This is a genomic window from Weizmannia acidilactici (genome assembly GCF_008974185.1).
Taxonomy (GTDB): domain Bacteria; phylum Bacillota; class Bacilli; order Bacillales; family Bacillaceae_C; genus Weizmannia; species Weizmannia acidilactici.
The window spans coordinates 49,402-74,141 of record NZ_BKZP01000016.1 but is presented as its reverse complement, the minus strand read 5'-3'; the positions used below and the strand labels follow the sequence as shown (position 1 = coordinate 74,141).

Here is a 24,740-nt window from a genome sequence, read left to right as displayed (position 1 = left end):
CCGCCAACCTTGATACACCCCGGGGTACCCACCCCCCACATTTTAAACAAGTGCTATGATTGCCATCCGTACAAAAAGGAAAAGCTAAAAAATGGGCAGTTTGCTTAGTTGCATTTTTACGAGGATATCCTGTATAATTATAGTCAAATATAGTCAAAGTCAAAATATCACGTCAGGAGGTGACTTTGATGAAAAATATCTCTGACATCATCGAGGAATATTTAAAGCGTATATTAGAACTAAATGAATCTGAAATTCTGGAAATTAAGCGCAATGAGATTGCCGATAAATTCCAATGTGTCCCTTCACAAATTAATTACGTTATTAATACGCGGTTTACGATTGAAAAAGGGTATATTGTTGAAAGCAAAAGGGGCGGGGGCGGCTATATCCGGATTATGAAAGTGCGCCCTGAAAGCGATGCTGAATTGATTGACCAGCTTCTGGTGCATATCGGGAATGTCATCTCCCAGTCCAGTGCGGAAGCAATTATTCTCCGCCTTGTAGAGGAAGATGTCATTTCCAAACGGGAGGCAAAAATTATGCTCAGTGTGATGGACCGTTCCGTGTTGTATATCCAACTGCCCGAACGGGATGAGCTGCGCGCCAGAATACTGAAGTCGATGTTAACGACATTAAAATACAAGTAACGACAGAGGTGAGAAGCCGTGATTTGCCAAGAATGCAATGAAAGGCCGGCGACTATGCACTTTACAAAAATTGTAAACGGAACGAAAACGGAAATCCATCTTTGCGAAAAATGCGCACAGGAAAAAGGTGAAATGTTTTCGTTTGATTGGGGCAAAAGCTTTTCCTTCGATAACTTGCTCTCCGGCCTCTTTAATTTCGATCCTGCGATTCAAATTTTTAAACAGGAGGCGGCACCCAATCCCGATGTGCTCCGCTGCAACCATTGCGGGATGACTTTTAACCAATTTTTAAATACAAGCCGGTTTGGCTGCCCACACTGCTATGAGGCGTTCCAACACCAGCTGGTTCCAATTTTGCGGAGACTTCATGGCGGGAATATTGCGCATGAAGGGAAAATACCGGCCCGTATTGGCGGCGCCATTTATACAAAGAAAAAGCTGGCCCAGCTAAAAGAAGCGCTGCAGGCGGCGGTCGAGCGGGAAGAATTTGAAAAAGCCGCGGAACTCCGCGACCAAATCCGGGCGCTCGAAAGTTCTTCTTTAGGAAAAGGAGGAGAACAATAATGTCTCTGGAGCATTTTTTGCATGAAGCGTCCAGCTCATGGATGAACCAGGAAGGGCCTGATTCGGAAATCGTGCTCACTTCACGGGTCCGCCTCGCAAGAAATTTAAAAAATTACCGTTTCCCATCATTGTTTAGCAGTGAAGAAGCAAGGGAAATCGTTTCTACAATACAGCATGTTGCCCTGAATCATTTTCCGGATGACATGCATGCGGAATTTTTAAAAATGGATGAATTAAAGCTGCTTGAAAAAAGGGTGCTGGTGGAAAAGCACCTGATCAGTCCGCAGCTGGCGGAGGAATCGAACGACGGTGCAGTTATTTTGTCAAGTGACGAAGATATTAGTATTATGATAAATGAGGAGGATCATTTAAGAATACAATGTCTTTCTCCTGGACTTCAGCTGCATGAAACGCTTGAAAAAGCCGGCAAGCTTGATGACTTGCTCGAAAGTTGGGTGGATTACGCTTTCGATGAAACACTCGGCTATCTTACTAGCTGCCCGACCAATGTCGGGACGGGAATCCGTGCATCGGCGATGGTGCATTTGCCGGGGCTTGTGCTGACGCAGCAAATTAACCAAATCATTCCGGCGATCCATCAGCTTGGATTGGTGGTAAGAGGAATTTATGGCGAAGGAAGCGAAGCCATCGGGAATATTTTTCAAATTTCCAACCAAATGACGCTCGGAAAATCCGAAGAAAATATTGTTTCCGATTTGACAAGCGTTATCAAGCAGATCATCGCACAGGAAAGGTCGGCAAGGGAAGCATTGATGCAGACTTCAAACATACAATTAGAAGACAGAGTTTACCGTTCGTTGGGTGTGCTGCAAAACAGCAGGATTATCGAAACAAAAGAAGCGGCCCAATGTTTATCCGATGTCCGTTTGGGGATTGATCTCGGATATATTCAAAACATTTCGAAACATATTTTGAACGAACTGATGATTTTAACGCAGCCGGGATTTTTGCAGCTGTACGCCGGAAGGGCACTTCGCCCGTATGAAAGGGATATCCGCAGGGCTACACTGATAAGGGAGCGTCTAAGGCTTGAGGAGACCAAATGAACAGGAGGAATGACAGATGATGTTTGGAAGATTTACAGAAAGGGCCCAGAAAGTGCTGGCACTTTCCCAGGAAGAAGCCATCCGTTTGAAACATAACAATATCGGGACAGAACATATTTTGCTCGGCCTTGTCCGCGAAGGTGAAGGAATTGCTGCAAAAGCGCTGTACGGATTGGGGTTAAGTGCCGAAAAAATTCAGGAAGAAGTGGAAAACTTGATCGGCAGCGGCCAGGAAATTTCTCAAACGATCCACTATACGCCAAGGGCTAAAAAAGTCATTGAACTGTCAATGGATGAAGCGAGAAAGCTTGGGCACTCCTATGTTGGAACAGAGCATATTCTCCTCGGGCTGATTCGCGAAGGCGAAGGCGTTGCGGCACGCGTGCTGATCAATCTCGGCGTCAGCTTAAATAAAGCACGGCAGCAGGTGCTGCAGTTATTGGGTAACAGTGAAGCGTCGATGCAGGGCGGTGCGGCGGCCAGCGTAAGCACGCCGACACTGGACAGCTTGGCGCGCGATTTAACCGCGATTGCAAGGGAAGACGCCCTCGATCCTGTGATCGGGCGAAGTAAAGAAATCCAGCGCGTCATTGAAGTATTGAGCCGGAGGACAAAAAACAATCCGGTTCTGATCGGCGAGCCGGGCGTCGGGAAAACGGCGATCGCGGAAGGCCTCGCCCAGCAGATTGTCCATAACGAAGTGCCTGAAACGCTGCGCGACAAACGCGTGATGACGCTTGATATGGGCACGGTTGTTGCGGGCACGAAATACCGCGGCGAATTTGAAGACCGTCTGAAAAAAGTAATGGATGAGATCCGCCAGGCCGGCAATATTATCCTTTTCATCGATGAACTCCATACGTTGATCGGGGCCGGCGGTGCGGAAGGCGCGATTGATGCTTCGAATATTTTAAAACCGTCGCTTGCCCGCGGCGAACTGCAGTGCATCGGAGCAACCACATTGGATGAATACCGGAAATACATTGAAAAAGATGCGGCTTTGGAAAGAAGGTTCCAGCCGATCCAGGTCGACGAGCCGACGATAGAAGAGTCGATCCAGATTTTAAAAGGTTTAAGGGACCGTTATGAAGCGCATCACCGCGTCTCGATCACCGATGAAGCGATTGAAGCGGCCGTTAATCTATCGGACCGCTATATCGCTGACCGGTTCCTGCCGGATAAAGCGATTGACTTAATTGATGAAGCCGGATCGAAAGTGCGCCTGCGTTCGTTTACGACGCCGCCGAATTTAAAAGAGCTTGAGCTGAAACTTGAAGAAGTGCGCAAGGAAAAAGATGCGGCCGTGCAAAGCCAGGAATTTGAAAAAGCCGCATCGCTCAGGGATGCCGAACAAAAACTGCGCGAACAGCTGGAGGAAACGAAGAAAAACTGGAAGGCAAAACAAGGCCAGGAAAACAGCGAAGTAACGGTTGACGACATCGCGCTCGTTGTCTCCAGCTGGACGGGAATTCCGGTGACAAAATTGGCGCAGACGGAAACGGAACGCCTGCTGCACCTCGAAGAAATTCTCCATTCCCGCGTAATCGGGCAGGAAGAAGCGGTTCTTGCGGTGGCAAAAGCGGTCCGCCGTGCACGGGCAGGGTTAAAAGACCCGAAACGCCCGATCGGTTCATTTATTTTCCTCGGTCCTACCGGGGTCGGGAAAACGGAACTGGCGCGCGCTCTGGCAGAAGCGATGTTCGGTGATGAAGATGCCATGATCCGGATTGACATGTCCGAATACATGGAGAAACACTCGACTTCCCGTCTCGTTGGGTCGCCTCCGGGATATGTCGGTTTTGAAGAAGGCGGGCAGTTGACGGAAAAAGTGCGCAGAAAACCTTATTCCGTTGTGTTGCTCGATGAAATCGAAAAAGCTCATCCGGACGTCTTTAATATTCTCCTGCAAGTGCTGGATGACGGCCGGCTGACGGATTCCAAAGGACGCACCGTTGACTTTAGCAACACAATTGTGATCATGACGTCCAATGTCGGCGCGGATGCTTTAAAACGCAACAAGAGCGTCGGCTTCAGCATCCAGGATAATGTCGAAGCAGATTACAAAGACATGAAGGATAAAGTGCTTGAGGAATTGAAAAAGGCATTCCGCCCTGAGTTTTTAAACCGTGTGGATGAAACGATTGTGTTCCATTCGCTCGAGAAGAAACATTTAAACGAAATTGTCACTTTGATGGTGAAAGAATTGTCGAACCGGTTAAAAGAACACCGTATCGAATTGGTGTTGACAGATGCCGCAAAAGAGAAAATTGCGGAAAAAGGCTACGATCCGGAATACGGCGCACGGCCGCTGCGCAGGTCGATTCAGAAAAATATCGAAGACCGGCTTTCGGAGGAAATGTTGAAGGGCAATGTGAAAGAAGGGCAAAAAGTATTGGTCGATGTAAAAGACGGCGAATTTACTTTTACAAGTGTGGCAGAATCGGAAGCCGTATCGTCCAATTCTTGATGCCGTGATATTGAAGGGTACAATGGGGTTGGCGATTGTACCCTTTTTTTACGGCGGTGCTTTTTTATGTAATTTTAATAAATTGTCAAGATAATTTGTTTAAACTTTAACATAGACATAAGAAAAGGGGTTTAAAATGGCAAAAAAGACGGTGAAATTTGTTTGCCAAAATTGCGGCTACGAGTCGCCGAAATGGATGGGGAAATGCCCGCAGTGCAACCAGTGGAACCAAATGGTGGAAGAAATTAAGGCGCCGAAACGGAAGGGCTTTTTTTTACATACTGAGCCTGGAAGTGAAACCAAAGCGGCTCCTATTACGTCTATAGAGTCTAAAGAAGAAAAAAGGACGAAAGTGGATTTTTGGGAGCTCAACCGCGTACTTGGCGGCGGGATCGTGGCCGGTTCGCTCGTACTCATCGGCGGGGATCCGGGGATCGGAAAATCGACTCTGCTTTTGCAGGTATCGGCGCAGCTGGCAAAGCGTGCGTACAATGTGCTGTATATTTCCGGAGAAGAATCGGCGAAGCAGACGAAGTTAAGGGCGGACCGGTTAAAAATTGATACCGATCATTTGTATGTGCTGCCGGAAACGGACCTTTCGATGATCACACAGGCGATTGATGAGCTAAACCCCGGTTTTGTCATCATTGATTCGATCCAAACGATTTACCACCCGGAAATTACGTCCGCTCCCGGAAGTGTTTCACAGGTGAGGGAAAGCACGGCGCAGCTCATGCGGATTGCGAAAACAAAAGGGATCGCCATCTTTATTGTCGGCCACGTTACGAAAGAAGGGTCGATTGCCGGCCCACGGGTGCTGGAACACATGGTCGACACCGTGCTTTATTTCGAAGGCGAGCGGCATAACGCCTACCGGATTTTAAGGGCGGTCAAAAACCGGTTCGGCTCGACAAATGAAATCGCCATTTTGGAAATGAAAGAGTCCGGTTTGGAAGAAGTCCAAAACCCTTCCGAAATTTTTCTCGAAGAACGGACAAAGGGCGCATCCGGCTCCACGGTTGTTGCTTCGATTGAAGGCACTCGCCCTGTGCTCGTGGAAATCCAGGCGCTCTTGGCACCGACATTTTTCAATATGCCGCGGAGGATGGCGTCGGGTATTGACCATAACCGCGTTACTTTGATTATGGCGGTGCTTGAGAAAAGGGCTGGCCTTCTGATTCAAAACCAGGATGCGTATTTAAAAGTGGCCGGCGGGCTGAAAGTGGATGAACCGGCAGTCGATTTGGCGATTGCGGTAAGCGTGGCGTCCAGTTTTCGCGACCAGCCGACTAAAGCGGATGACTGTATTATCGGCGAGGTCGGGTTAACAGGGGAAGTCAGAAGGGTGTCCCGCATTGAGCAGCGTGTCCAAGAAGCGGCAAAGCTCGGATTTAAAAGGGCGATCATTCCGAAAAATAATCTGGGTGGATGGGCGCCGCCTGAGGGTATCGAAGTGATCGGGGTCTCCTCCATCCAGGAAGCCCTGCAAGTAGCACTGGGGGGATGAGATTGGAAGAAAAAGAGCCTTGCCAGAAGACGATGTCCGAAATTTTACAATTGATTGCGCCGGGCACGCCGATCCGGGAAGGAATTGATCATGTGCTGCGTGCCAATACCGGCGGGTTGATCGTGATGGGATACGATGACACGGTGAAAACTTTGGTGGACGGCGGATTCCACATCAACTGCCCGTTCAGCCCGAGTTATTTGTATGAACTGGCAAAAATGGACGGCGCCATTATTTTAAATGACGCGGGTACCCGCATTTTGATTGCCAATGCCCAGCTTGCCCCCGATTCCTCGATTCCTTCGACGGAAACGGGAATGCGCCATCGGACGGCCGAAAGAGTAGCAAAGCAAACGAAATCTTTAGTGATCGCCATTTCGCAAAGGAGGCATGTTATTACATTATACCAAGGAAGTGTCCGGTATACGCTGAAAGAAATCCCTGTCATGCTGACGAAAGCAAACCAGGCCATTCAGACGCTGGAAAAATATAAACTGGTGCTGGATCAGAGCATTGCCAATTTAACGGCATTGGAATTCGAGGACATTGTCACGTTTAATGATTTGCTCCAGGTAATGCACAGGATCGAAATGGTGCTGCGGATCAAAAAAGAGCTGATGGCGTACTTGAATGAACTCGGGACGGAGGGAAGGCTTGTCCGTTTGCAGATGAAAGAACTGCTCAATCATATCGAAGAGGAGGCGGTGCTCATTTTTAAAGATTACGCCTATGAGCCGGTACAGAAGCCGGCAGAGCTGTTGCGCCGTTTCCAGGATCTCGTTTCGTCAGAGATGCTGGAAGACCAAATCTGCATGAAGCTTTTGGGCTACAATCATGCGAACCGGCTGGAGGATATCGTTTATCCGAGGGGTTACCGCATCCTGCATAAAATTCCGAGGCTCCCCGCAGCTGTCATTGAAAACCTGGTACAGGCGTTCCGCAGTCTCTCCCGTCTGATGAAAGCGAGCGAGCGGGAATTGGATGAAGTGGAGGGAATTGGTGAAGTCAGGGCAAAAAAGGTAAAAAACGGCATCTACCGTATTAAAGAGCAAATGTTCATTGACCGCCAACTTTAAAAGAAAGAAGCGTGATCTTTATGAGGCCGGGATATTTCCGTTTCAGGGAGCAGAAGCCAATTGGGGCCGTGCTGAAAAATAATATTCAGGCGAACGTTTTAAACGATATTTTTTGTTTATAATGAATAAAGGAGGTGAAATTATGTTAAGGCGGCTTGTACAAATATGTTTCGTATTGGTCGGCGGCACGCTTGGCGTTTTCTTGTTGCCGGATTTATACAGGCTCATTGATTTTCATTATGTGTTGATTGCCAACCCGTATGTTTCAGCAGTGCTTGGAGCAATTATCTTTTATCTTATTTCTTTCTGGTCTATTAATTATATCGTTGATTTTGTCAATTGGTTTGAAGATTCTTTAGTCAAAGTCCCGATTACGGAAATTTTATCCGGAAGCCTGGGTTTGATTTTCGGCCTGTTTATCGCTTATCTAGCGGGAATTCCGTTTAATAAGGTGGGAATCCCGATTGTGAACACGATCGTGCCGATTATTTTGACTGTTCTCCTTGGCTATGTCGGGTTCCAGGTCGGCTTTAAGAAAAGGGAAGAGTTTGTAAATCTGTTCTTTAACCGCCAGCATAAACGGAAAGGCGGGACAGAGCAGGAAGGGCAGCCGCAGCAGGTAAAGAAGATGAAAATTTTGGACACAAGTGTCATTATTGACGGCCGGATTGCCGATATTTGCCAAACCGGTTTTCTCGACGGGCCGATTGTGATCCCGCTGTTTGTGTTAGAGGAACTGCAGCATATCGCCGATTCGTCGGATGCACTGAAAAGGAACAGGGGACGGCGCGGATTGGATATCCTGAACCGGATCCAGAATGAACTGTCGATTGAAGTGCAAATGTATGAAGGCGATTTTGAAGATATCCAGGAAGTTGACAGCAAGCTCATCAAACTGGCGAAAATGACAAACGGCATCGTTGTGACCAATGATTATAATTTAAATAAAGTATGCGAATTTCAAAAGGTGCAGGTGCTTAATATCAATGACCTCGCCAATGCTGTTAAACCGGTTGTGCTGCCCGGCGAAGAGCTCAATGTCCAGCTCATTAAAGACGGGAAAGAGCATCATCAGGGCATTGCCTATCTGGATGACGGCACGATGATTGTCGTTGAAGAAGGCAAAAATTACATCGGCAAGCGGATTGATGTGCTGGTGACAAGCGTCCTGCAGACTTCGGCGGGCCGGATGATTTTTGCCAAGCCGAAACTTTTGGAAAAGGCATTATAATGAGCATCCCGGGGGAGATTGGATTTGGCGGATTATGATGTGATTATTCCGGCGGCCGGATCGGGAAAACGGATGGGAGCCGGAATGAATAAATTATTTCTTGAAGTGAACAAGAGACCCCTTATTGCCTATACGGCGGAAGTGTTTTTAAAAGACCCGCATTGCAGAAAGGTCATTCTGCCGGTTCAGCCGCATGACATAGAAAACATGAAGCATGTATTGGGGAACATGCCGAATGTGGAAAAAATTTTTTTCGCAGAAGGCGGAAGCGAACGCCAATACAGCGTGCGGAACGGGCTGGAACTTGCCGAAAAAGGCGGGGTCATTCTTGTGCATGACGGCGCAAGGCCGTTTATCAGCGCAAAGATCATTTCAGAACTCGCCAATGTGGCGGCGGAAAAAGGGGCAGCCATTGCAGCAGTCCCTGTGAAAGACACCATTAAAAGGGCAAAAAACCATATCGTAACGGAAACGATTGAGCGCAGCAGCTTGTGGCAGGTGCAAACGCCACAAGCTTTTCGCGCGCCATTATTAAAACAAGCGCATGAAACTGCGGAGCGGGACGGTTTTCTCGGGACGGACGAGGCTTCGTTGGTTGAACGGATCGGCCACATTGTACATATTGTGATGGGAAGTTATGATAATATTAAAATTACAACACCGGAAGATCTTTATTTTGCAGAAGCAATTTTTAAAAAACTTGCCGGAAAAAAGTAGAAAGGGGGATGAATATGTTCAGGATTGGACAAGGGTTTGACGTGCATCAACTGGCAGAGGGCAGGCCTTTGATCGTCGGGGGTGTGGAGATTCCTTACGAAAAAGGCCTCATCGGCCATTCGGATGCGGATGTTTTGCTGCATGCTGTCGCGGATGCCTGCCTCGGGGCTATCGGGGAAGGCGATATCGGAAGGCACTTTCCCGATACCGACCCGGCTTTTAAAGGCGCGGACTCTTCGAAGCTTTTGTCCCAAGTTTGGCAGCTTGTCAAACAAAAAGGATACAAGCTGGCGAATGTCGATTGCACGATCATTGCCCAGCAGCCGAAAATGGCGCCGCATATTGAAAAAATGCGGGATAAGATTGCCCGGCTGCTGGAAGGGGAAACCGGGCAGATCAACGTGAAAGCCACCACCACGGAAAAGCTCGGTTTTACAGGGCGCGGGGAAGGCATTGCCGCGCAGGCCGCAGTGCTTTTGGAAAAGGCCTGACCGGTTTACTGTGGTTTCAGACGATGATACAATAAATTTGGACAAAACGTGACAGGTATAAAGGAGAATTGACATGACGAATGAAATTAGGGTACGGTATGCCCCGAGCCCGACCGGTTTTTTGCATATCGGAAATGCGCGTACAGCTTTATTTAATTATTTGTTTGCCCGCAGCCAGGGCGGCAAGTTTATTATACGGATTGAAGATACCGACCAGAAGCGGAATGTGGAAGGCGGGGTTGAAAGCCAGCTGAAATATTTGAAATGGCTCGGCATCGACTGGGACGAAAGCATCGATGTCGGCGGTGAATACGGCCCTTACCGCCAGTCGGAACGCCTTGACATTTATAAAAAATATTATGAAGACCTGCTCGAACGCGGTTTGGCGTATAAATGCTACTGTACGGAAGAAGAACTGGAAGCCGAACGTGAGGCGCAGCTTGCCCGCGGGGAAATGCCGCGCTACTCCGGGAAATGCCGCCATTTGACAGAAGAAGACAGGAAAAGGCTTGAAGCGGAAGGCCGGAAACCGAGCATCCGTTTCAAAGTCCCGGAAGGCAAGGTTTACACGTTCAACGATATAGTAAAAGGCGAAGTGTCGTTTGAATCGGACGGCATCGGCGACTTTGTCATCGTGAAAAAAGACGGCATGCCGACTTATAATTTTGCCGTTGCGATCGACGACCATTTAATGAAGATTTCCCACGTGCTGCGCGGGGACGACCATATTTCCAATACGCCGAAACAGCTGATGATTTATGAAGCATTCGGGTTTGAGCCGCCGGTTTTCGGCCATATGACCTTGATTGTCAATGAGCACCGCAAAAAACTGAGCAAGCGCGACGGCAGCATTATCCAGTTTATTGAACAATATGCAGAACTCGGCTATTTACCCGAAGCGCTGTTTAACTTTATTGCGATGCTCGGCTGGTCACCGAAAGGAGAAAAGGAAATTTTCTCGCGCGAAGAATTCATCCAAATTTTCGACCCGGCCAGGCTGTCAAAATCACCGGCGCTGTTTGACCGCCAAAAACTGGTATGGATGAACAACCAGTACATGAAAAAGCTCGATTTGGATAAAGTTGTGGAGCTTTCGCTGCCGCATCTTGTCAAAGCGGGGCTTGTCCCGGAAAACAGGACACCGGAAGAGGAACAATGGGTCCGCAAACTTATTGCGCTTTATCAGGAGCAAATGAGCTACGGTGCGGAAATTGTCGAACTATCCAAACCGCTTTTCTTTACCGATGAAGTCGAGTATGATGAAGAAGCCAAAGCGATTTTGGTGGAAGAACAGGTGCCGGAAGTGCTGGCTGCCTTCCTGAAAGAATTGAACCAGCTTGAATCATTTGAAGCGGGTGAAATTAAAAAGGCGATCAAAGCGGTGCAAAAAGCAACCGGCCATAAAGGAAAAAAACTGTTCATGCCGATCCGCGTTGCCGTCAGCGGCCAAACCCACGGCCCTGAATTGCAGAGCCTGATTGAACTGCTTGGCAAAGACAAAGTCAAAGAACGCCTGCAAAATTTAATTGGTTAACATTTTTGCAAAGATATAATATGATATGGTTAAAAATCGATTAGAAAAAGCGATGAGAAGGAGAAGTAGGAAAAGGATGCTTCAAAGAGAGAACCACCGCCGGCTGAAAGTGGTTTAAGCCCCTCCTTTTTCGAAATGCACCTTCGAGTCTGGATCTGAACGGCAAGCCAGTAGGATGCAGCGGGGCCGCCCGTTAACAGGAAAAAGTTGGGTTGGGGTAAATCCCACAGCCAAACAGAGTGGAACCGCGCGGAAAGGAGCGTCTCTGTCTTTTACAGAGGCGCTCCTTTCTTTAGGCTCTGCCCGGGATTCCGGACCCCGGCTGGAACCTTTACTTAAGGGAATGGGAAAATTACAAAAGAAAGGGGAGCTGTACATGTTTAAAAGGCTGAAGGAAGATATTGAAGTGGTTTTTGACCAGGATCCGGCAGCAAGGACTTATTTTGAAGTGATTTTGACTTATTCCGGGCTGCATGCCATTTGGGCGCACCGGATCGCACACTTTTTCTATAAAAAGAAATTCTTTTTCATCGCCCGTGTGATTTCCCAGCTGAGCCGCTTCCTGACCGGCATTGAGATCCATCCTGGTGCGCAGATCGGCAGGCGGTTTTTCATCGACCACGGTATGGGGGTTGTGATCGGGGAAACGTGTGAAATCGGGGATAACGTAACGGTTTACCAAGGTGTTACACTTGGCGGGACCGGAAAAGAAAAAGGCAAGCGTCATCCGACCATTAAAGACAATGTATTAATCGCAACGGGGGCAAAAGTATTAGGCTCCATCACCGTTGGGGAAAATTCAAAAATAGGGGCGGGGTCGGTTGTGCTGAAAGATGTGCCGCCCAATTCCACCGTTGTTGGTATCCCGGGCCGGGTCGTCGTGCAAAACGGCGTGAAGATCAAAAAAGATTTAAAACACAATGAACTGCCCGATCCCGTTGCCGACCGCCTGAAGAGCATGCAGAAGGAAATCGATGCTTTGCGGGGCGAACTGGAAAGGTTGAAAAAGGAAGGAGCACAAGTGTATGAGCATTCAGATTTATAATACATTAACAAGAAAAAAGGAGCCGTTTATCCCGCTGGAAGAGGGAAAAGTAAAAATGTACGTTTGCGGCCCGACAGTTTATAATTATATCCATATTGGGAACGCCAGGCCTGCGATTGTATTTGACACGGTCAGGCGCTATTTGGAGTTCTGCGGCTATGATGTGAAATACGTGTCGAACTTTACCGACGTGGATGATAAATTGATCAAAACGGCAAAAGAACTTGGGGAAGAAGTGCCGGTAATCAGCGAGCGCTTTATCCAGGCTTATTTTGAAGATATTACGGCGCTCGGCTGCAGGCATGCAGACGTCCATCCCCGCGTAACCGAAAATATGGAAGCGATCATTGCTTTTATTGAAAAATTGGTTGAAAAAGGCTATGCGTATGAATCCGGCGGCGATGTTTACTACCGCACGAGGAGCTTTCCGGAATACGGGAAATTGTCGCACCAGTCTATTGACGAATTGAAAGCCGGTGCGAGAATCGAAGTGGGGGAAAAGAAAGACGATGCCCTCGATTTTGCCCTTTGGAAGGCGGCAAAAGAAGGGGAGATCTCGTGGGACAGCCCGTGGGGGAAAGGAAGGCCGGGCTGGCATATTGAGTGCTCCGCCATGGCCAGGAAATACTTGGGCGATACGATTGATATCCACGCGGGCGGCCAGGATTTAACGTTCCCGCACCATGAAAATGAAATCGCCCAGTCGGAAGCTTTGACAGGCAAGCCGTTTGCCCGTTACTGGCTCCATAACGGCTATATCAATATCGACAATGAAAAAATGTCGAAGTCGCTCGGGAACTTTGTGCTTGTCCATGATATACTCAAGCGCCACGATCCGCAGGTTTTGCGCTTTTTTATGCTGTCGGTGCATTACCGCCACCCGATCAACTACAGCGAAGAATTGCTGGCCAATGCGGGAGCGGGGCTCGAGCGGATCAAAACATCGTATCAAAACCTCAAACACCGCCTCGGGACAAGTGCCAACCTGGCGGAAAATGATGAAAAATGGCTGGAGTCCGTTCAATCCCTACGGCGCCAGTTTGTCGAAGAAATGGATGATGATTTTAATACGGCAAACGGCATCTCTATTTTTTTTGAACTGTCGAAGCAGGCGAACTATTACTTGCGTGAAAAAAATACATCCGAGGTTGTGCTCAAGGCATTTATCAAAGAATTTGAAGCGCTCGCCGGCGTCCTCGGGCTGAAATTAGAAGAAGAAGAGCTGCTCGATGAAGAAATTGAAGCGCTGATTGAAAAGCGGAATGAAGCGAGAAAGATGCGCAATTTCCAACTGGCCGACGAGATCCGCGACAAGCTGAAAGAAATGAATATTATTCTTGAAGACACGCCTCAAGGAGTCAGATGGAGACGCTTATGATCCAAAAAAGCCGGGAGGGATACTCTCCAGATCCAAAACAATTGAACAGCCTTGCGCTTGCTTATATGGGGGATGCGGTATATGAAGAGTATATACGGCACCATGTCTTGCTGCAAGGGAAAACGAAGCCGAACCAGCTCCACCGGGATGCGGTCCACTTTGTTTCGGCCAAGGCACAGGCTGCGATTTTAAAACATCTGATGGATGGGCAGCTTTTGACGGAAGAAGAAATTGCGGTTGTCAAGCGGGGGAGAAATGCCAAATCTGGCACAGTCCCGAAAAATACAGATGTGCAGACATACCGGCATAGCACGGCTTTTGAAGCGCTGATCGGCTATCATTACTTGTCGGGCAACCGGGAACGGATGGAAACATTGATTGAAAAGGCGATCAAAATTGCCGAAGAAAAGAAAGGAGGGGCGCGCTGATGGACCAAGAATATATAGCGGGCAAAAACCCGGTGCTGGAAGCTTTGAAAGCGGGCCGGGAAATCAATAAAATATGGATTGCGGAAGGCTCGCAGAAAGGCGCGATGAAGCAGGTCATGGAACTTGCTAGGGAAAGGAAAGTCTACATCCAGTTTGTTCCGAAGCAAAAAATCGACCAAATGGCGGGCAGTGCGCATCAGGGCGTGGTTGCGCTCGTTGCCGCTTATAAATATGCGGAAGTGGGCGATATGTTCAAGCTTGCCGAAGGGCGGAACGAGCTCCCGTTTATCATGATTCTGGATGAACTTGAGGACCCGCATAACCTCGGGTCAATTTTGCGGACGGCGGATGCGGTTGGCGCCCACGGTGTGATCATTCCGAAGCGGCGGTCCGTGGCATTGACGGCGACGGTCGCGAAAGCTTCGACCGGTGCGATTGAGCATATTCCGGTTGCGCGGGTGACAAATCTTTCACAGACGATTGCGGGGTTGAAAAAGCAGGGGGTTTGGATTGTCGGGACAGATGCATCCGGAACCCTCGACTACCGGGAAATGGATGCAGGCCTGCCGCTTGGTATCGTGATCGGCAGCGAAGGAAGGGGCATGAGCAGAATTGTAAAAGAAGCGTGCGATTTTCTCATCCGCCTTCCGATGGCCGGGCATGTGACGTCGCTCAATGCCTCCGTTGCCGCCGGCCTGTTGATGTATGAGGTTTACAGGAAGCGCCATCCGCTTGGTGAATAAGATGAATATTTTGTTGGTGGATGGCTATAACATCATCGGCGCCTGGCCCGAACTCCAAAAATTGAAACAAAAAGACCTTGGCGCCGCCAGGGACAGGCTGATAGAGATTATGGCGGACTACCAAGGTTTTACGGATGACAAAGTCATCGTCATATTTGATGCATACGGGGTCAAAGGTCTGGAAAAAAAATACCGCCACCACAAAGTGGAAGTGATTTTTACAAAAGAAAATGAAACGGCTGATGAATGTATTGAAAAACTGGCCATTAAATTGAACAATATCATGACACAGGTTTATGTGGCCACATCCGATTACACCGAACAGTGGCAAATATTCGGCCAAGGCGCTTTAAGGATTTCCGCGCGCGAATTGCTCACAAAAGTGGAAATGATTGAACAAAAGATCAAAAAAAATGTAAAATCAATTCAAGAGGAGAAACCGGCAACAAGAATCCCATTAAGCAAAGAGGTCATGGAAATTTTCGAAAAATTGCGCAGGGGTAAGTAATGGGCGGTTGACGATTGAAAATTCTGTACTGTATAATAATTTTTATCTAATGCCGATGGGGGGATACATGTGAACCTGAATGTAGTTGAGGCAGCATATGAAGAAAGATACGGCATGATGCAGGACGAAGAGTTGGTTGAATGCATTCACAGCGGCGAAAGTGAAGCATTGGATTACTTGATTCAAAAGTACAGGAATTTTGTCAGGGCAAAAGCGCGCTCTTATTTTTTAATCGGCGCAGACCGTGAAGATATTGTCCAGGAAGGGATGATTGGATTATACAAAGCCATCCGCGATTATAAAGAGGACAAGCTTACGTCTTTTAAAGCTTTTGCCGAATTATGCATCACCCGGCAAATGATTACCGCCATTAAGACTGCCACCCGCCAAAAGCATATACCGCTTAATTCTTACATTTCTCTGGACAAGCCGATTTATGACGAAGAATCCGACCGCACCTTAATGGACGTCATTACCTGCGCAAGAATCTCCAACCCCGAAGAATTAATCCTGATTCGTGAAAAATATGTCAATATTGAAGATAAAATATCCGAGCTGCTCAGCGACTTGGAAAGGAAAGTGCTCGCCCTTTACCTGGACGGGCAGTCCTACCAGGAAATTTCAGAAGAATTGAACCGTCATGTAAAATCAATTGATAACGCTTTACAAAGGGTAAAAAAGAAACTGGAACGTTTTTTGGAAATGAAAGAACTGACATACTAAGCAGGCTGGCACGGAAATTCCCCGCTTGCTTGCAGGTGTTATTGACACGCGCTTTCCGCCGTGTTATGTTGGAGTGTAGTATTTTAAAATCAGGCTATGCTAAAATAATGTTGATGATCGTGAATTTTTGGAGTTCCTGCGGGAAAGCGGGCTATCGGGGCCCCGCAGCCCGTAGTTGTACGGGGAGGCCCGCGGTCGTGTCATGTGTGAAGCGGATTTCGCGATCATCAACATGCCTAAAATAAAATTTTGTAATAAATGGATTTACAGGCGCGGAATCCGCGGATCGTGCTGATTCCGTAATCTGCAAATTTTTAGACAGCTGGTGACAATATGCGAAAGAAAGTGGCGCTTGCCTGCTCCAGGTGCGGTTCGCGCAATTACACAACCGTTGTCCATGACAAACAGGCCAGGAGAATAGAGCTGAAAAAGTTTTGCAAACATTGCCAGGCGTACATTATCCACCGCGATACAAAATAATGGCGAACTTGAACTTATTTGGAGGTTTGAATACATGTCCATCACAAAGTTTTTCCGTAATGTATCTTCCGAGATGCGAAAAGTCAGCTGGCCGACCCGCAAAGAGCTGGTCAAATATACCATTACGGTCATTGCAACTGTTGCTTTTTTAACACTATTTTTTGTTGTGATCGATTTAGGGATTTCCGCAATCATCCGGTGGGCTGAAAGTACGCTGTAAGATTATTAATTTTCTCTTGAATAATCCTTGTTTAATCATGGTATAATGGAAATATCATAAGCAACGACTCTAACCCGGTTAACGGGTTTTTTCATTTGCTGAAATTTTAAAAGACCAGTAGGGAGGGACGGACATCAAGTCCTAATAAATGGAAAAAAACTGGTATGTTGTGCATACGTATTCAGGTTATGAAAATAAAGTAAAAGCCAATTTGGAAAAACGCGTGGAATCCATGGGGATGCAGGATAAAATTTTCCGCGTCGTTGTGCCGGAAGAAGAAGAAGTCGAAGTAAAAAACGATAAGAAAAAAGCCGTCAAACGGAAAGTATTCCCCGGTTATGTCCTTGTGGAAATGGTCATGACGGACGATTCGTGGTATGTTGTCCGGAACACGCCCGGAGTAACGGGTTTTGTCGGTTCATCAGGCTCGGGATCGAAACCGACGCCGCTTCTGCCGGAAGAAATCAATACCATCTTAAAACGGATGGGAATGGAAGAAAAGCGGGCGGATGTCGACTTTGAAATCGGCGAACCCGTCACGGTAAAAGAAGGGCCGTTTGCGAATTTTGCCGGCAAAATCATTGATATGGACCGCGACAAAGGACGGGCGAAAGTGATGGTCAATATGTTCGGGCGGGAAACTCCGGTTGACCTCGTTTTTGAGCAAATTGATAAAATATAATCGGATAAAAACTTGAAATCCCCATCAGTAGATGATAATATGTTATAAGTCAGTATGTTCTTTAGCAGATGCGCCCTGAACAGGGAGGCGAAGCAGTGCGGAACAGCTGTGGATGCATACGGCGCTGCGGGTTTTGTCTGCCGGAACCGGGCCTATGCTTGAACAGACACTGAACAATTCATATCATCTTTATTTTAAATAGAGAGATTTGTTTGTTTGAGTGGGAGGGCGAGTCCCCTATTACCACATCACGGACTTAAGGAGGTGTGTCTCGTGGCTAAAAAAGTAGTAAAAATTGTTAAATTACAGATTCCTGCCGGAAAAGCAAACCCTGCACCACCTGTTGGTCCTGCACTGGGTCAAGCCGGCGTCAACATCATGGGATTTTGTAAAGAATTTAACGCACGTACTGCAGATCAAGCAGGCCTGATTATTCCTGTTGAAATCACGGTATTTGAGGACCGTTCATTTACATTCATTACGAAAACCCCGCCAGCTGCGGTTTTGCTGAAAAAAGCTGCCGGCATTGAGTCCGGTTCCGGCGAGCCGAACCGCAATAAAGTGGCGACGATAAAACGTGACAAAGTACGTGAAATCGCGGAAACGAAAATGCCTGATTTAAATGCAGCAAGCGTTGAAGCGGCTATGCGCATGGTTGAAGGCACTGCGCGCAGCATGGGGATTGTAATCGAAGACTGATCCATGCGCGAAAAATGGTTTCTGTCCAACGGGGTTGCGATGCGAAAATGTGCTCGCAACCTTTTTCGTGGGAGGTTTATCCGTTAAAACCACAATTGAGGAGGAAAAAAGAATGGCAAAAAAAGGTAAAAAGTATGTTGAAGCTTTGAAATTGGTTGACCGCTCCAAAGCTTACCCGGTGCAAGAAGCAATTGAACTCGTGAAAAAAACAAGCTATGCAAAATTCGACGCAACGGTTGAAGCTGCATTCCGTTTAGGTGTAGATCCGAAAAAAGCGGACCAGCAAATCCGCGGCGCTGTTGTGCTTCCGAACGGAACAGGTAAAACCCAACGCGTGCTCGTTTTTGCGAAAGGCGAAAAACTGAAAGAAGCAGAAGCAGCCGGTGCCGATTATGTCGGTGATACGGATTACATTAATAAAATCCAGCAAGGCTGGTTTGACTTCGATGTTATCGTCGCAACGCCTGACATGATGGGCGAAGTCGGTAAATTGGGCCGCATCCTCGGGCCGAGGGGTTTAATGCCGAACCCGAAAACCGGCACTGTAACATTTGATGTTGCAAAAGCGGTTCAGGACATCAAAGCCGGTAAAGTGGAATACCGCGTTGACAAAGCGGGAAATATCCACGCCCCGATCGGAAAAACATCTTTCGAAACGGAAAAACTCGTCGAAAACCTTACGACTTTATTTGAAACTTTGGTGAAAGCAAAACCGTCTACTGCAAAAGGCACTTACATGAAAAATATTTCTGTTACGTCGACAATGGGCCCTGGTGTAAAAATTGACCCATCTTCTTTTGCAGTTAAATAATCCCTTTGACATGCCAAACATGTCTTGATATAATGTAAACTAGCTTAAAAAGAAAACATTTGTACCGTAGACAGCAGGTGCCATCCGGCTTAATGTCCTGCCGAGGTAATGCGTATAGAAAACCGGCCTGTTTCAGGCTTGTGTATGCATAAAACCTCCATGTCTCGGATATGGAGGTTTTTGTTTGGTATGAATGTTCATCAAGAATATCTGTAGGAGGTGTCAAGATGAGCAGTGCAATTGAACAAAAGAAACAAGTGGTGGAAGAAATCACCGAAAAATTTAAATCAAGCGTGTCCACTATTGTTGTGGATTACCGTGGCTTAAACGTTGCTGAAGTCACCGAACTGCGTAAACAGCTCCGTGAAGCAGGCGTTGATTTCAAAGTTTACAAAAACACTTTGACACGCCGTGCTGTGGAAGCTGCCGAGCTAACCGGCCTGAATGATGTCCTCACCGGCCCGAACGCGATCGCATTCAGTGCCGAGGACGTTGTAGCACCTGCGAAAATCTTGAGCGATTTCGCGAAAGACCATGAAGCTTTGGAAATCAAAGCGGGCGTGATCGAAGGCAATGTTGCAACCGTTGATGAAATCAAAGCCCTTGCATCGCTTCCTTCCCGCGAAGGCCTGCTTTCGATGCTGCTTAGCGTGCTGCAGGCTCCGATCCGCAACCTTGCACTTGCGGCGAAAGCTGTTGCGGACCAAAAAGAAGAACAAGGTGCTTAATTTGAAGTTTACAGGATAAAAAATATTGATATTAGGAGGATTTAGAAATGACGAAAGAAGAAATCATCTCTGCTGTCAAAGAAATGACAGTTCTTGAATTGAACGAACTTGTAAAAGCAATTGAAGAAGAATTCGGCGTAACTGCTGCTGCACCGGTTGCTGTTGTAGGCGGCGCTGCAGGCGGAGATGCTGCTGCAGAAAAAACTGAATTTGATGTTGTATTGGCTGAAGCCGGTGCACAAAAAATCAAAGTCATCAAAGTTGTCCGCGAAATCACAGGCCTTGGTCTTAAAGAAGCGAAAGAACTTGTTGACAATGCTCCAAAACCGCTTAAAGAAGGCGTATCGAAAGAAGAAGCTGAAGAAATTAAAGCGAAACTTGAAGAAGTTGGCGCCGGCGTAGAATTGAAGTAAGAGCCTTTTAGAAAAAAAGCCCGCATGAACGCGGGCTTTTTTCAACATCTCATTTTCTCCTGTAATGACCTCAACCCTCTAAGAAAGCGTGGGACGATATGGCTGAACATTACTATTCGCAACACCCTGAAGTAAAGAGCAACCCGATGGACTGGGCCTTTACATTAAGAGGGCATTCCTTCCATTTTCAAACAGACCAAGGCGTTTTTTCGAAAAAAGAAGTGGATTTCGGTTCGCGTGTATTAGTCGAGCGCGTCACGCTGCCGGAAGCGGACGGGCCGATTCTTGATTTGGGCTGCGGCTACGGCCCGATCGGTTTGGCGCTGGCAAAATCTTTCCCCGGCCGCGAAGTCCATATGGTAGACATTAACGAACGGGCGGTTGAACTGGCAAAGAAAAACGCCGCCAATAACCATATTTCAAATGCTTCCATTTACAAAAGCGATATTTTTGAAAACATCAGAGCCGATCAGTTCGCGCTCATCGTGACCAATCCGCCAATTAGGGCCGGCAAGCAGCTTGTCTATCGGATGTTTGAGGAAAGTTTTCGGCATCTTGTAACAAACGGGGAACTTTGGGTGGTCATCCAAAAGAAGCAGGGCGCCCCTTCTGCAAGGAAAAAATTAGAACGGTTGTTTGGTGGAGTCGATTTGATTGGCAAAGAAAAAGGGTATTATGTTTTTAAAGCCAAAAAAATTTGACTCTCATTTTGTTGTATGTTAAAATCATAAAATGCCAATAGATTATTTTTCTTTATACAATCTAAAATGTATTTGTCAAGTATATATTTTGGGTTAATTGGAAATGACTTATAAAATCATAACTCGTCATGCGATATGTGGTTTTTCATAAAAAACCCTTTTTCTTTTTGTCTTAGCTTCATGTTGTTTGACGAAAGATGCAAACAAAACGCTTGATTTGAGGGGTGAATCAGTTGTCACATCAACTAGTTCAGTATGGACGGCACCGCCAACGCAGAAGTTATGCGCGTATTAAAGAAATTTTAGAGCTGCCAAACCTAATCGAGATCCAAACCTCATCTTACCAATGGTTCCTTGACGAAGGTTTGCGTGAAATGTTTCAGGACATCTCCCCGATCGAGGATTTTGCCGGAAACCTTTTTTTGGAATTTATTGATTACAGCCTCGGCGAACCGAAATACTCAATCGACGAATGTAAAGAGCGTGATGTTACTTACGCAGCCCCGCTCCGCGTAAAGGTGCGCCTTATCAATAAAGAAACCGGTGAAGTGAAAGACCAGGATGTATTTATGGGCGACTTCCCATTAATGACGGAAACGGGGACTTTTATCATTAATGGTGCAGAACGTGTCATTGTATCCCAGCTCGTCCGTTCCCCTAGTGTTTATTTTAACAGTAAAATGGACAAAAACGGGAAATACGGCTACAGTGCAACCGTCATTCCAAACCGCGGCGCATGGCTTGAGTATGAAACGGATGCGAAAGATGTTGCCTATGTCCGCATCGACCGTACGAGAAAGCTGCCGATCACCGTTTTGCTCCGGGCGCTCGGTTTCGGTTCCGACCAGGAAATTATCGAGTTAATCGGCGATAACGAGTTTTTAAGGAATACGCTCGAAAAAGATAATACCGACAGCACTGAAAAAGCGCTTCTTGAAATATACGAACGACTCCGCCCGGGCGAGCCGCCGACAGTTGAAAACGCGAAAAGCTTGTTGATCTCGCGTTTCTTTGATCCGAAACGTTATGATCTGGCAAATGTCGGCCGATATAAAATGAACAAAAAGCTTCATATGAAATTCCGTTTGTTCGGGCAGCGTTTAGCCGAAACCCTGGCTGACCCCGAAACCGGCGAAATCATTGCGGAAGAAGGAACGGTTTTAGACCGGCGTACGCTTGATAAAATTATCCCTTATCTTGAAAACGGCTTAGGTTTTAAAACATACAGCCAAGTTGGCGGTGTTGTTGATGATGATATTACGCTGCAGTCCATCAAAATTTATGCCCCGATCGACGATAATGAGAAAGTCATCAATGTAATCGGAAATGCTTATGTGGATGAAAGCATCAAACACATTACACCTGCAGACATTGTGGCTTCCATCAGCTATTTCTTCAATTTGCTGCACGGCGTCGGCGATACGGATGATATCGATCATCTTGGGAACCGCCGTTTAAGGTCAGTCGGTGAATTGCTGCAAAACCAATTCCGCATCGGCCTGTCGCGGATGGAACGCGTTGTCCGTGAAAGAATGTCGATCCAGGACATTAACACGATTACGCCTCAGCAGCTGATCAATATCCGCCCGGTGATCGCGGCCATTAAGGAATTCTTTGGCAGCTCGCAGTTGTCGCAGTTCATGGATCAGACGAACCCGCTGGCGGAACTGACCCATAAGCGCAGGCTTTCCGCACTCGGACCCGGCGGTTTGACACGTGAACGCGCCGGCATGGAAGTGCGCGACGTCCACTACTCGCACTACGGCCGCATGTGTCCGATTGAAACGCCTGAAGGACCGAATATTGGGTTGATCAACTCTTTGTCGACGTATGCCAAAGTCAACCGCTTCGGTTTTATTGAAACGCCATACCGCAGGGTTGACCCAGATACAGGGCGTGTAACGGAACATATCGACTATTTGACGGCCGATGAAGAAGACAATTATGTCGTGGCCCAGGCGAATGCACAATTGGATGAAAACGGCTATTTTGTCGATGATGAAGTATATGCGCGTTTCCGCGGCGAAAACATTGTCGTTAAAGCGGACCGCGTCGATTACATGGATGTTTCGCCGAAGCAGGTTGTATCTGCTGCGACAGCATGTATCCCGTTCCTTGAAAACGACGACTCAAACCGTGCGTTGATGGGTGCGAACATGCAGCGCCAGGCCGTTCCGCTCATGCAGCCGCATGCGCCGATCGTTGGCACCGGCATGGAGTATGTGAGTGCAAAAGACTCGGGCGCGGCTTTGATCTGCAAGCATGATGGCATTGTGGAACATGTGGAAGCCCGCGAAATTTGGGTACGCCGCATCATCAATGTGGACGGCCAGGAAGTGAAAGGCGATCTGGATAAATATCGTCTTCAAAAATTCAAGCGCTCCAACAACGGCATGTGCATCAACCAGCGCCCGATTGTGAAAAAAGGCGACCGTGTTGAAAAAGGCGAAATCTTAGCTGATGGCCAATCGATGGACCACGGAGAACTGGCCCTCGGGCAAAACGTGCTTGTTGCTTTTATGACATGGGACGGCTATAACTATGAAGATGCCATCATTATGAGCGAAAAACTCGTAAAAGAAGATGTTTACACATCTATCCATATAGAAGAATACGAGTCGGAAGCCCGCGATACGAAGCTTGGGCCGGAAGAAATGACCCGCGATATCCCGAACGTCGGCGAAGATGCTTTGAAAAACCTCGACGAACGCGGCATTGTCCGAATTGGTGCTGAAGTAAAAGACGGCGATCTGCTCGTCGGGAAAGTCACCCCGAAAGGCGTTACAGAACTAACGGCGGAAGAACGCCTGCTCCATGCCATCTTCGGCGAAAAGGCCCGAGAAGTGCGTGACACATCGCTCCGGGTTCCACACGGGGGCGGCGGTATTGTCCTCGATGTCAAAGTCTTTACGCGCGAAGCAGGGGATGAGCTCCCGCCTGGTGTGAACCAGCTCGTCCGCGTTTATATCGTGCAGAAACGGAAAATCCACCAGGGCGACAAGATGGCCGGGCGCCACGGAAACAAAGGGGTTATCTCCCGGATTCTTCCGGAAGAAGATATGCCTTTCCTTCCGGATGGAACGCCTGTCCAAATCATGCTCAATCCGCTCGGCGTGCCTTCTCGGATGAACATCGGGCAGGTGCTTGAACTGCATCTTGGCATGGCGGCGAAAAAACTCGGCCTCCATGTGGCGACTCCGGTATTTGACGGTGCGCGCGAAGAGGACGTCTGGGAAACGATTGAAGAAGCCGGCATGGCGCGTGATGCGAAAACTGTGCTTTACGACGGGCGTACCGGCGAACCTTTCGATAACCGCGTATCTGTCGGGATTATGTATATGATTAAACTCGCCCACATGGTAGACGATAAATTGCATGCCCGTTCGACAGGGCCTTACTCGCTCGTTACACAGCAGCCGCTCGGCGGTAAAGCACAGTTCGGCGGCCAAAGGTTCGGGGAGATGGAAGTATGGGCGCTCGAAGCTTACGGTGCCGCCTACACGCTCCAGGAAATCCTCACCGTCAAATCGGATGACGTCGTCGGCCGCGTAAAAACTTATGAAGCAATTGTAAAAGGGGAAAATGTCCCTGAGCCTGGTGTGCCGGAATCGTTTAAAGTGCTGATCAAGGAACTTCAAAGCTTAGGGCTGGATGTGAAGATCTTATCCGGGGACGACGAAGAAATTGAAATGCGCGACCTTGAAGACGATGATGACCTGAACCAGGCAGATACATTGAACATTGCCCCTGAATCAAAAGAAGAGCCTGAAGGGATCGGGGCGTCCAAAGAATAATTGCTGGAGTTTACGTGGAACAGAAAGAGAGGCCATCGTCCGGATTGTATGGAATCCGTACAATCCGGCTTCTATTTCTGTTT

At 47.7% G+C, this 24,740-nt stretch carries 25 protein-coding genes and 2 other annotated features; all 25 genes read left to right on the top strand.

The window, feature by feature from the left end:
- Positions 1-188 precede the first annotated feature (188 nt).
- The 25 genes from BpJC4_RS08780 to rpoB all read left to right on the top strand — a co-directional run bounded on the left by BpJC4_RS08780 (position 189) and on the right by rpoB (position 24,657).
- Positions 189-650 carry a CtsR family transcriptional regulator gene (locus tag BpJC4_RS08780; RefSeq protein ID WP_151680339.1) on the top strand — a complete coding sequence of 154 codons (462 nt, stop codon included), beginning with the start codon at positions 189-191 and terminating at the stop codon, positions 648-650.
- 18 nt (positions 651-668) lie between these two features.
- Positions 669-1,214 carry a protein-arginine kinase activator protein McsA gene (mcsA, locus tag BpJC4_RS08775; RefSeq protein ID WP_151680340.1) on the top strand — a complete coding sequence of 182 codons (546 nt, stop codon included), beginning with the start codon at positions 669-671 and terminating at the stop codon, positions 1,212-1,214.
- Positions 1,214-2,281: a protein-arginine kinase McsB gene (gene mcsB, locus BpJC4_RS08770; protein ID WP_151680341.1), complete on the top strand. Its 1,068-nt coding sequence runs from the start codon at positions 1,214-1,216 to the stop codon at positions 2,279-2,281. Before mcsA ends, mcsB begins: the two co-directional genes overlap by 1 nt.
- A gap of 16 nt (positions 2,282-2,297) precedes the next feature.
- A complete protein-coding gene (clpC, locus tag BpJC4_RS08765) occupies positions 2,298-4,748 on the top strand; it encodes an ATP-dependent protease ATP-binding subunit ClpC (protein ID WP_151680342.1) in 2,451 nt (816 codons plus the stop codon).
- A 136-nt stretch (positions 4,749-4,884) separates the two neighbouring features.
- Positions 4,885-6,255, top strand: a complete 1,371-nt coding sequence (gene radA, locus BpJC4_RS08760; protein ID WP_151680343.1) for a DNA repair protein RadA — start codon at positions 4,885-4,887, stop codon at positions 6,253-6,255.
- Between the two features lie 2 nt (positions 6,256-6,257).
- Positions 6,258-7,331 carry a DNA integrity scanning diadenylate cyclase DisA gene (gene disA, locus BpJC4_RS08755; protein WP_172967470.1) on the top strand — a complete coding sequence of 358 codons (1,074 nt, stop codon included), beginning with the start codon at positions 6,258-6,260 and terminating at the stop codon, positions 7,329-7,331.
- A gap of 142 nt (positions 7,332-7,473) precedes the next feature.
- Positions 7,474-8,562, top strand: a complete 1,089-nt coding sequence (locus BpJC4_RS08750) for a PIN/TRAM domain-containing protein (RefSeq protein WP_151680345.1) — start codon at positions 7,474-7,476, stop codon at positions 8,560-8,562.
- Between the two features lie 24 nt (positions 8,563-8,586).
- Positions 8,587-9,279, top strand: coding sequence for a 2-C-methyl-D-erythritol 4-phosphate cytidylyltransferase (gene ispD, locus BpJC4_RS08745; RefSeq protein WP_151680346.1), 693 nt, complete (start codon positions 8,587-8,589; stop codon positions 9,277-9,279).
- Positions 9,280-9,293: 14 nt separating this feature from the next.
- Complete coding sequence (gene ispF / locus BpJC4_RS08740; protein ID WP_151680347.1) at positions 9,294-9,770, top strand: 2-C-methyl-D-erythritol 2,4-cyclodiphosphate synthase; 477 nt, start codon at positions 9,294-9,296, stop codon at positions 9,768-9,770.
- Positions 9,771-9,843: 73 nt separating this feature from the next.
- Entirely contained in the window at positions 9,844-11,304 is a 1,461-nt protein-coding gene (gene gltX, locus BpJC4_RS08735; protein WP_151680348.1) for a glutamate--tRNA ligase, read from the top strand.
- Between the two features lie 43 nt (positions 11,305-11,347).
- Positions 11,348-11,574: a binding site (T-box leader), on the top strand.
- A gap of 106 nt (positions 11,575-11,680) precedes the next feature.
- Complete coding sequence (cysE, locus tag BpJC4_RS08730) at positions 11,681-12,349, top strand: serine O-acetyltransferase (RefSeq protein ID WP_151680349.1); 669 nt, start codon at positions 11,681-11,683, stop codon at positions 12,347-12,349.
- Positions 12,330-13,727, top strand: coding sequence for a cysteine--tRNA ligase (cysS, locus tag BpJC4_RS08725; protein ID WP_151697784.1), 1,398 nt, complete (start codon positions 12,330-12,332; stop codon positions 13,725-13,727). Before cysE ends, cysS begins: the two co-directional genes overlap by 20 nt.
- Positions 13,724-14,155 carry a Mini-ribonuclease 3 gene (locus tag BpJC4_RS08720; RefSeq protein ID WP_151680351.1) on the top strand — a complete coding sequence of 144 codons (432 nt, stop codon included), beginning with the start codon at positions 13,724-13,726 and terminating at the stop codon, positions 14,153-14,155. Before cysS ends, BpJC4_RS08720 begins: the two co-directional genes overlap by 4 nt.
- On the top strand, positions 14,155-14,898 hold the full coding sequence (gene rlmB / locus BpJC4_RS08715; RefSeq protein ID WP_151680352.1) for a 23S rRNA (guanosine(2251)-2'-O)-methyltransferase RlmB: 744 nt from the start codon (positions 14,155-14,157) through the stop codon (positions 14,896-14,898). Before BpJC4_RS08720 ends, rlmB begins: the two co-directional genes overlap by 1 nt.
- A 1-nt stretch (position 14,899) precedes the next feature.
- Positions 14,900-15,406: an NYN domain-containing protein gene (locus tag BpJC4_RS08710; RefSeq protein ID WP_151680418.1), complete on the top strand. Its 507-nt coding sequence runs from the start codon at positions 14,900-14,902 to the stop codon at positions 15,404-15,406.
- A 69-nt stretch (positions 15,407-15,475) separates the two neighbouring features.
- Entirely contained in the window at positions 15,476-16,129 is a 654-nt protein-coding gene (gene sigH / locus BpJC4_RS08705) for an RNA polymerase sporulation sigma factor SigH (protein ID WP_151680353.1), read from the top strand.
- Positions 16,130-16,462: 333 nt separating this feature from the next.
- The gene (gene rpmG, locus BpJC4_RS08700; protein ID WP_151680354.1) at positions 16,463-16,609 is read left to right on the top strand and encodes a 50S ribosomal protein L33; all 147 of its coding nucleotides are present in this window, start codon (positions 16,463-16,465) and stop codon (positions 16,607-16,609) included.
- Positions 16,610-16,643: 34 nt separating this feature from the next.
- The gene (gene secE / locus BpJC4_RS08695) at positions 16,644-16,829 is read left to right on the top strand and encodes a preprotein translocase subunit SecE (RefSeq protein ID WP_151680355.1); all 186 of its coding nucleotides are present in this window, start codon (positions 16,644-16,646) and stop codon (positions 16,827-16,829) included.
- A 148-nt stretch (positions 16,830-16,977) separates the two neighbouring features.
- Entirely contained in the window at positions 16,978-17,511 is a 534-nt protein-coding gene (gene nusG, locus BpJC4_RS08690) for a transcription termination/antitermination protein NusG (RefSeq protein WP_151680356.1), read from the top strand.
- Between the two features lie 273 nt (positions 17,512-17,784).
- Positions 17,785-18,210, top strand: coding sequence for a 50S ribosomal protein L11 (gene rplK / locus BpJC4_RS08685; protein ID WP_151680357.1), 426 nt, complete (start codon positions 17,785-17,787; stop codon positions 18,208-18,210).
- A gap of 112 nt (positions 18,211-18,322) precedes the next feature.
- Entirely contained in the window at positions 18,323-19,021 is a 699-nt protein-coding gene (gene rplA, locus BpJC4_RS08680) for a 50S ribosomal protein L1 (RefSeq protein ID WP_151680358.1), read from the top strand.
- Between the two features lie 46 nt (positions 19,022-19,067).
- Positions 19,068-19,213, top strand: a sequence feature (ribosomal protein L10 leader region).
- Positions 19,214-19,248: 35 nt separating this feature from the next.
- On the top strand, positions 19,249-19,749 hold the full coding sequence (rplJ, locus tag BpJC4_RS08675) for a 50S ribosomal protein L10 (RefSeq protein ID WP_151680359.1): 501 nt from the start codon (positions 19,249-19,251) through the stop codon (positions 19,747-19,749).
- Between the two features lie 47 nt (positions 19,750-19,796).
- A complete protein-coding gene (gene rplL / locus BpJC4_RS08670) occupies positions 19,797-20,162 on the top strand; it encodes a 50S ribosomal protein L7/L12 (protein WP_151680360.1) in 366 nt (121 codons plus the stop codon).
- A 98-nt stretch (positions 20,163-20,260) separates the two neighbouring features.
- Entirely contained in the window at positions 20,261-20,863 is a 603-nt protein-coding gene (locus BpJC4_RS08665; RefSeq protein WP_151680361.1) for a class I SAM-dependent methyltransferase, read from the top strand.
- A 233-nt stretch (positions 20,864-21,096) separates the two neighbouring features.
- Positions 21,097-24,657: a DNA-directed RNA polymerase subunit beta gene (gene rpoB, locus BpJC4_RS08660; protein ID WP_151680362.1), complete on the top strand. Its 3,561-nt coding sequence runs from the start codon at positions 21,097-21,099 to the stop codon at positions 24,655-24,657.
- Positions 24,658-24,740 lie beyond the last annotated feature (83 nt).

Excerpts from the sequence above, each read along its gene's own strand:
- BpJC4_RS08780 (WP_151680339.1), top strand. The coding sequence starts at position 189 with ATGAAAAATATCTCTGACATCATCGAGGAATATTTAAAGCGTATATTA.
- mcsB (WP_151680341.1), top strand. The coding sequence starts at position 1,214 with ATGTCTCTGGAGCATTTTTTGCATGAAGCGTCCAGCTCATGGATGAAC.
- clpC (WP_151680342.1), top strand. The coding sequence starts at position 2,298 with ATGATGTTTGGAAGATTTACAGAAAGGGCCCAGAAAGTGCTGGCACTT.
- radA (WP_151680343.1), top strand. The coding sequence starts at position 4,885 with ATGGCAAAAAAGACGGTGAAATTTGTTTGCCAAAATTGCGGCTACGAG.
- BpJC4_RS08750 (WP_151680345.1), top strand. The coding sequence starts at position 7,474 with ATGTTAAGGCGGCTTGTACAAATATGTTTCGTATTGGTCGGCGGCACG.
- ispF (WP_151680347.1), top strand. The coding sequence starts at position 9,294 with ATGTTCAGGATTGGACAAGGGTTTGACGTGCATCAACTGGCAGAGGGC.
- gltX (WP_151680348.1), top strand. The coding sequence starts at position 9,844 with ATGACGAATGAAATTAGGGTACGGTATGCCCCGAGCCCGACCGGTTTT.
- cysE (WP_151680349.1), top strand. The coding sequence starts at position 11,681 with ATGTTTAAAAGGCTGAAGGAAGATATTGAAGTGGTTTTTGACCAGGAT.
- cysS (WP_151697784.1), top strand. The coding sequence starts at position 12,330 with ATGAGCATTCAGATTTATAATACATTAACAAGAAAAAAGGAGCCGTTT.
- BpJC4_RS08720 (WP_151680351.1), top strand. The coding sequence starts at position 13,724 with ATGATCCAAAAAAGCCGGGAGGGATACTCTCCAGATCCAAAACAATTG.
- rlmB (WP_151680352.1), top strand. The coding sequence starts at position 14,155 with ATGGACCAAGAATATATAGCGGGCAAAAACCCGGTGCTGGAAGCTTTG.
- BpJC4_RS08710 (WP_151680418.1), top strand. The coding sequence starts at position 14,900 with ATGAATATTTTGTTGGTGGATGGCTATAACATCATCGGCGCCTGGCCC.
- rpmG (WP_151680354.1), top strand. The coding sequence starts at position 16,463 with ATGCGAAAGAAAGTGGCGCTTGCCTGCTCCAGGTGCGGTTCGCGCAAT.
- secE (WP_151680355.1), top strand. The coding sequence starts at position 16,644 with ATGTCCATCACAAAGTTTTTCCGTAATGTATCTTCCGAGATGCGAAAA.
- nusG (WP_151680356.1), top strand. The coding sequence starts at position 16,978 with ATGGAAAAAAACTGGTATGTTGTGCATACGTATTCAGGTTATGAAAAT.
- rplA (WP_151680358.1), top strand. The coding sequence starts at position 18,323 with ATGGCAAAAAAAGGTAAAAAGTATGTTGAAGCTTTGAAATTGGTTGAC.
- rplJ (WP_151680359.1), top strand. The coding sequence starts at position 19,249 with ATGAGCAGTGCAATTGAACAAAAGAAACAAGTGGTGGAAGAAATCACC.
- rplL (WP_151680360.1), top strand. The coding sequence starts at position 19,797 with ATGACGAAAGAAGAAATCATCTCTGCTGTCAAAGAAATGACAGTTCTT.
- BpJC4_RS08665 (WP_151680361.1), top strand. The coding sequence starts at position 20,261 with ATGGCTGAACATTACTATTCGCAACACCCTGAAGTAAAGAGCAACCCG.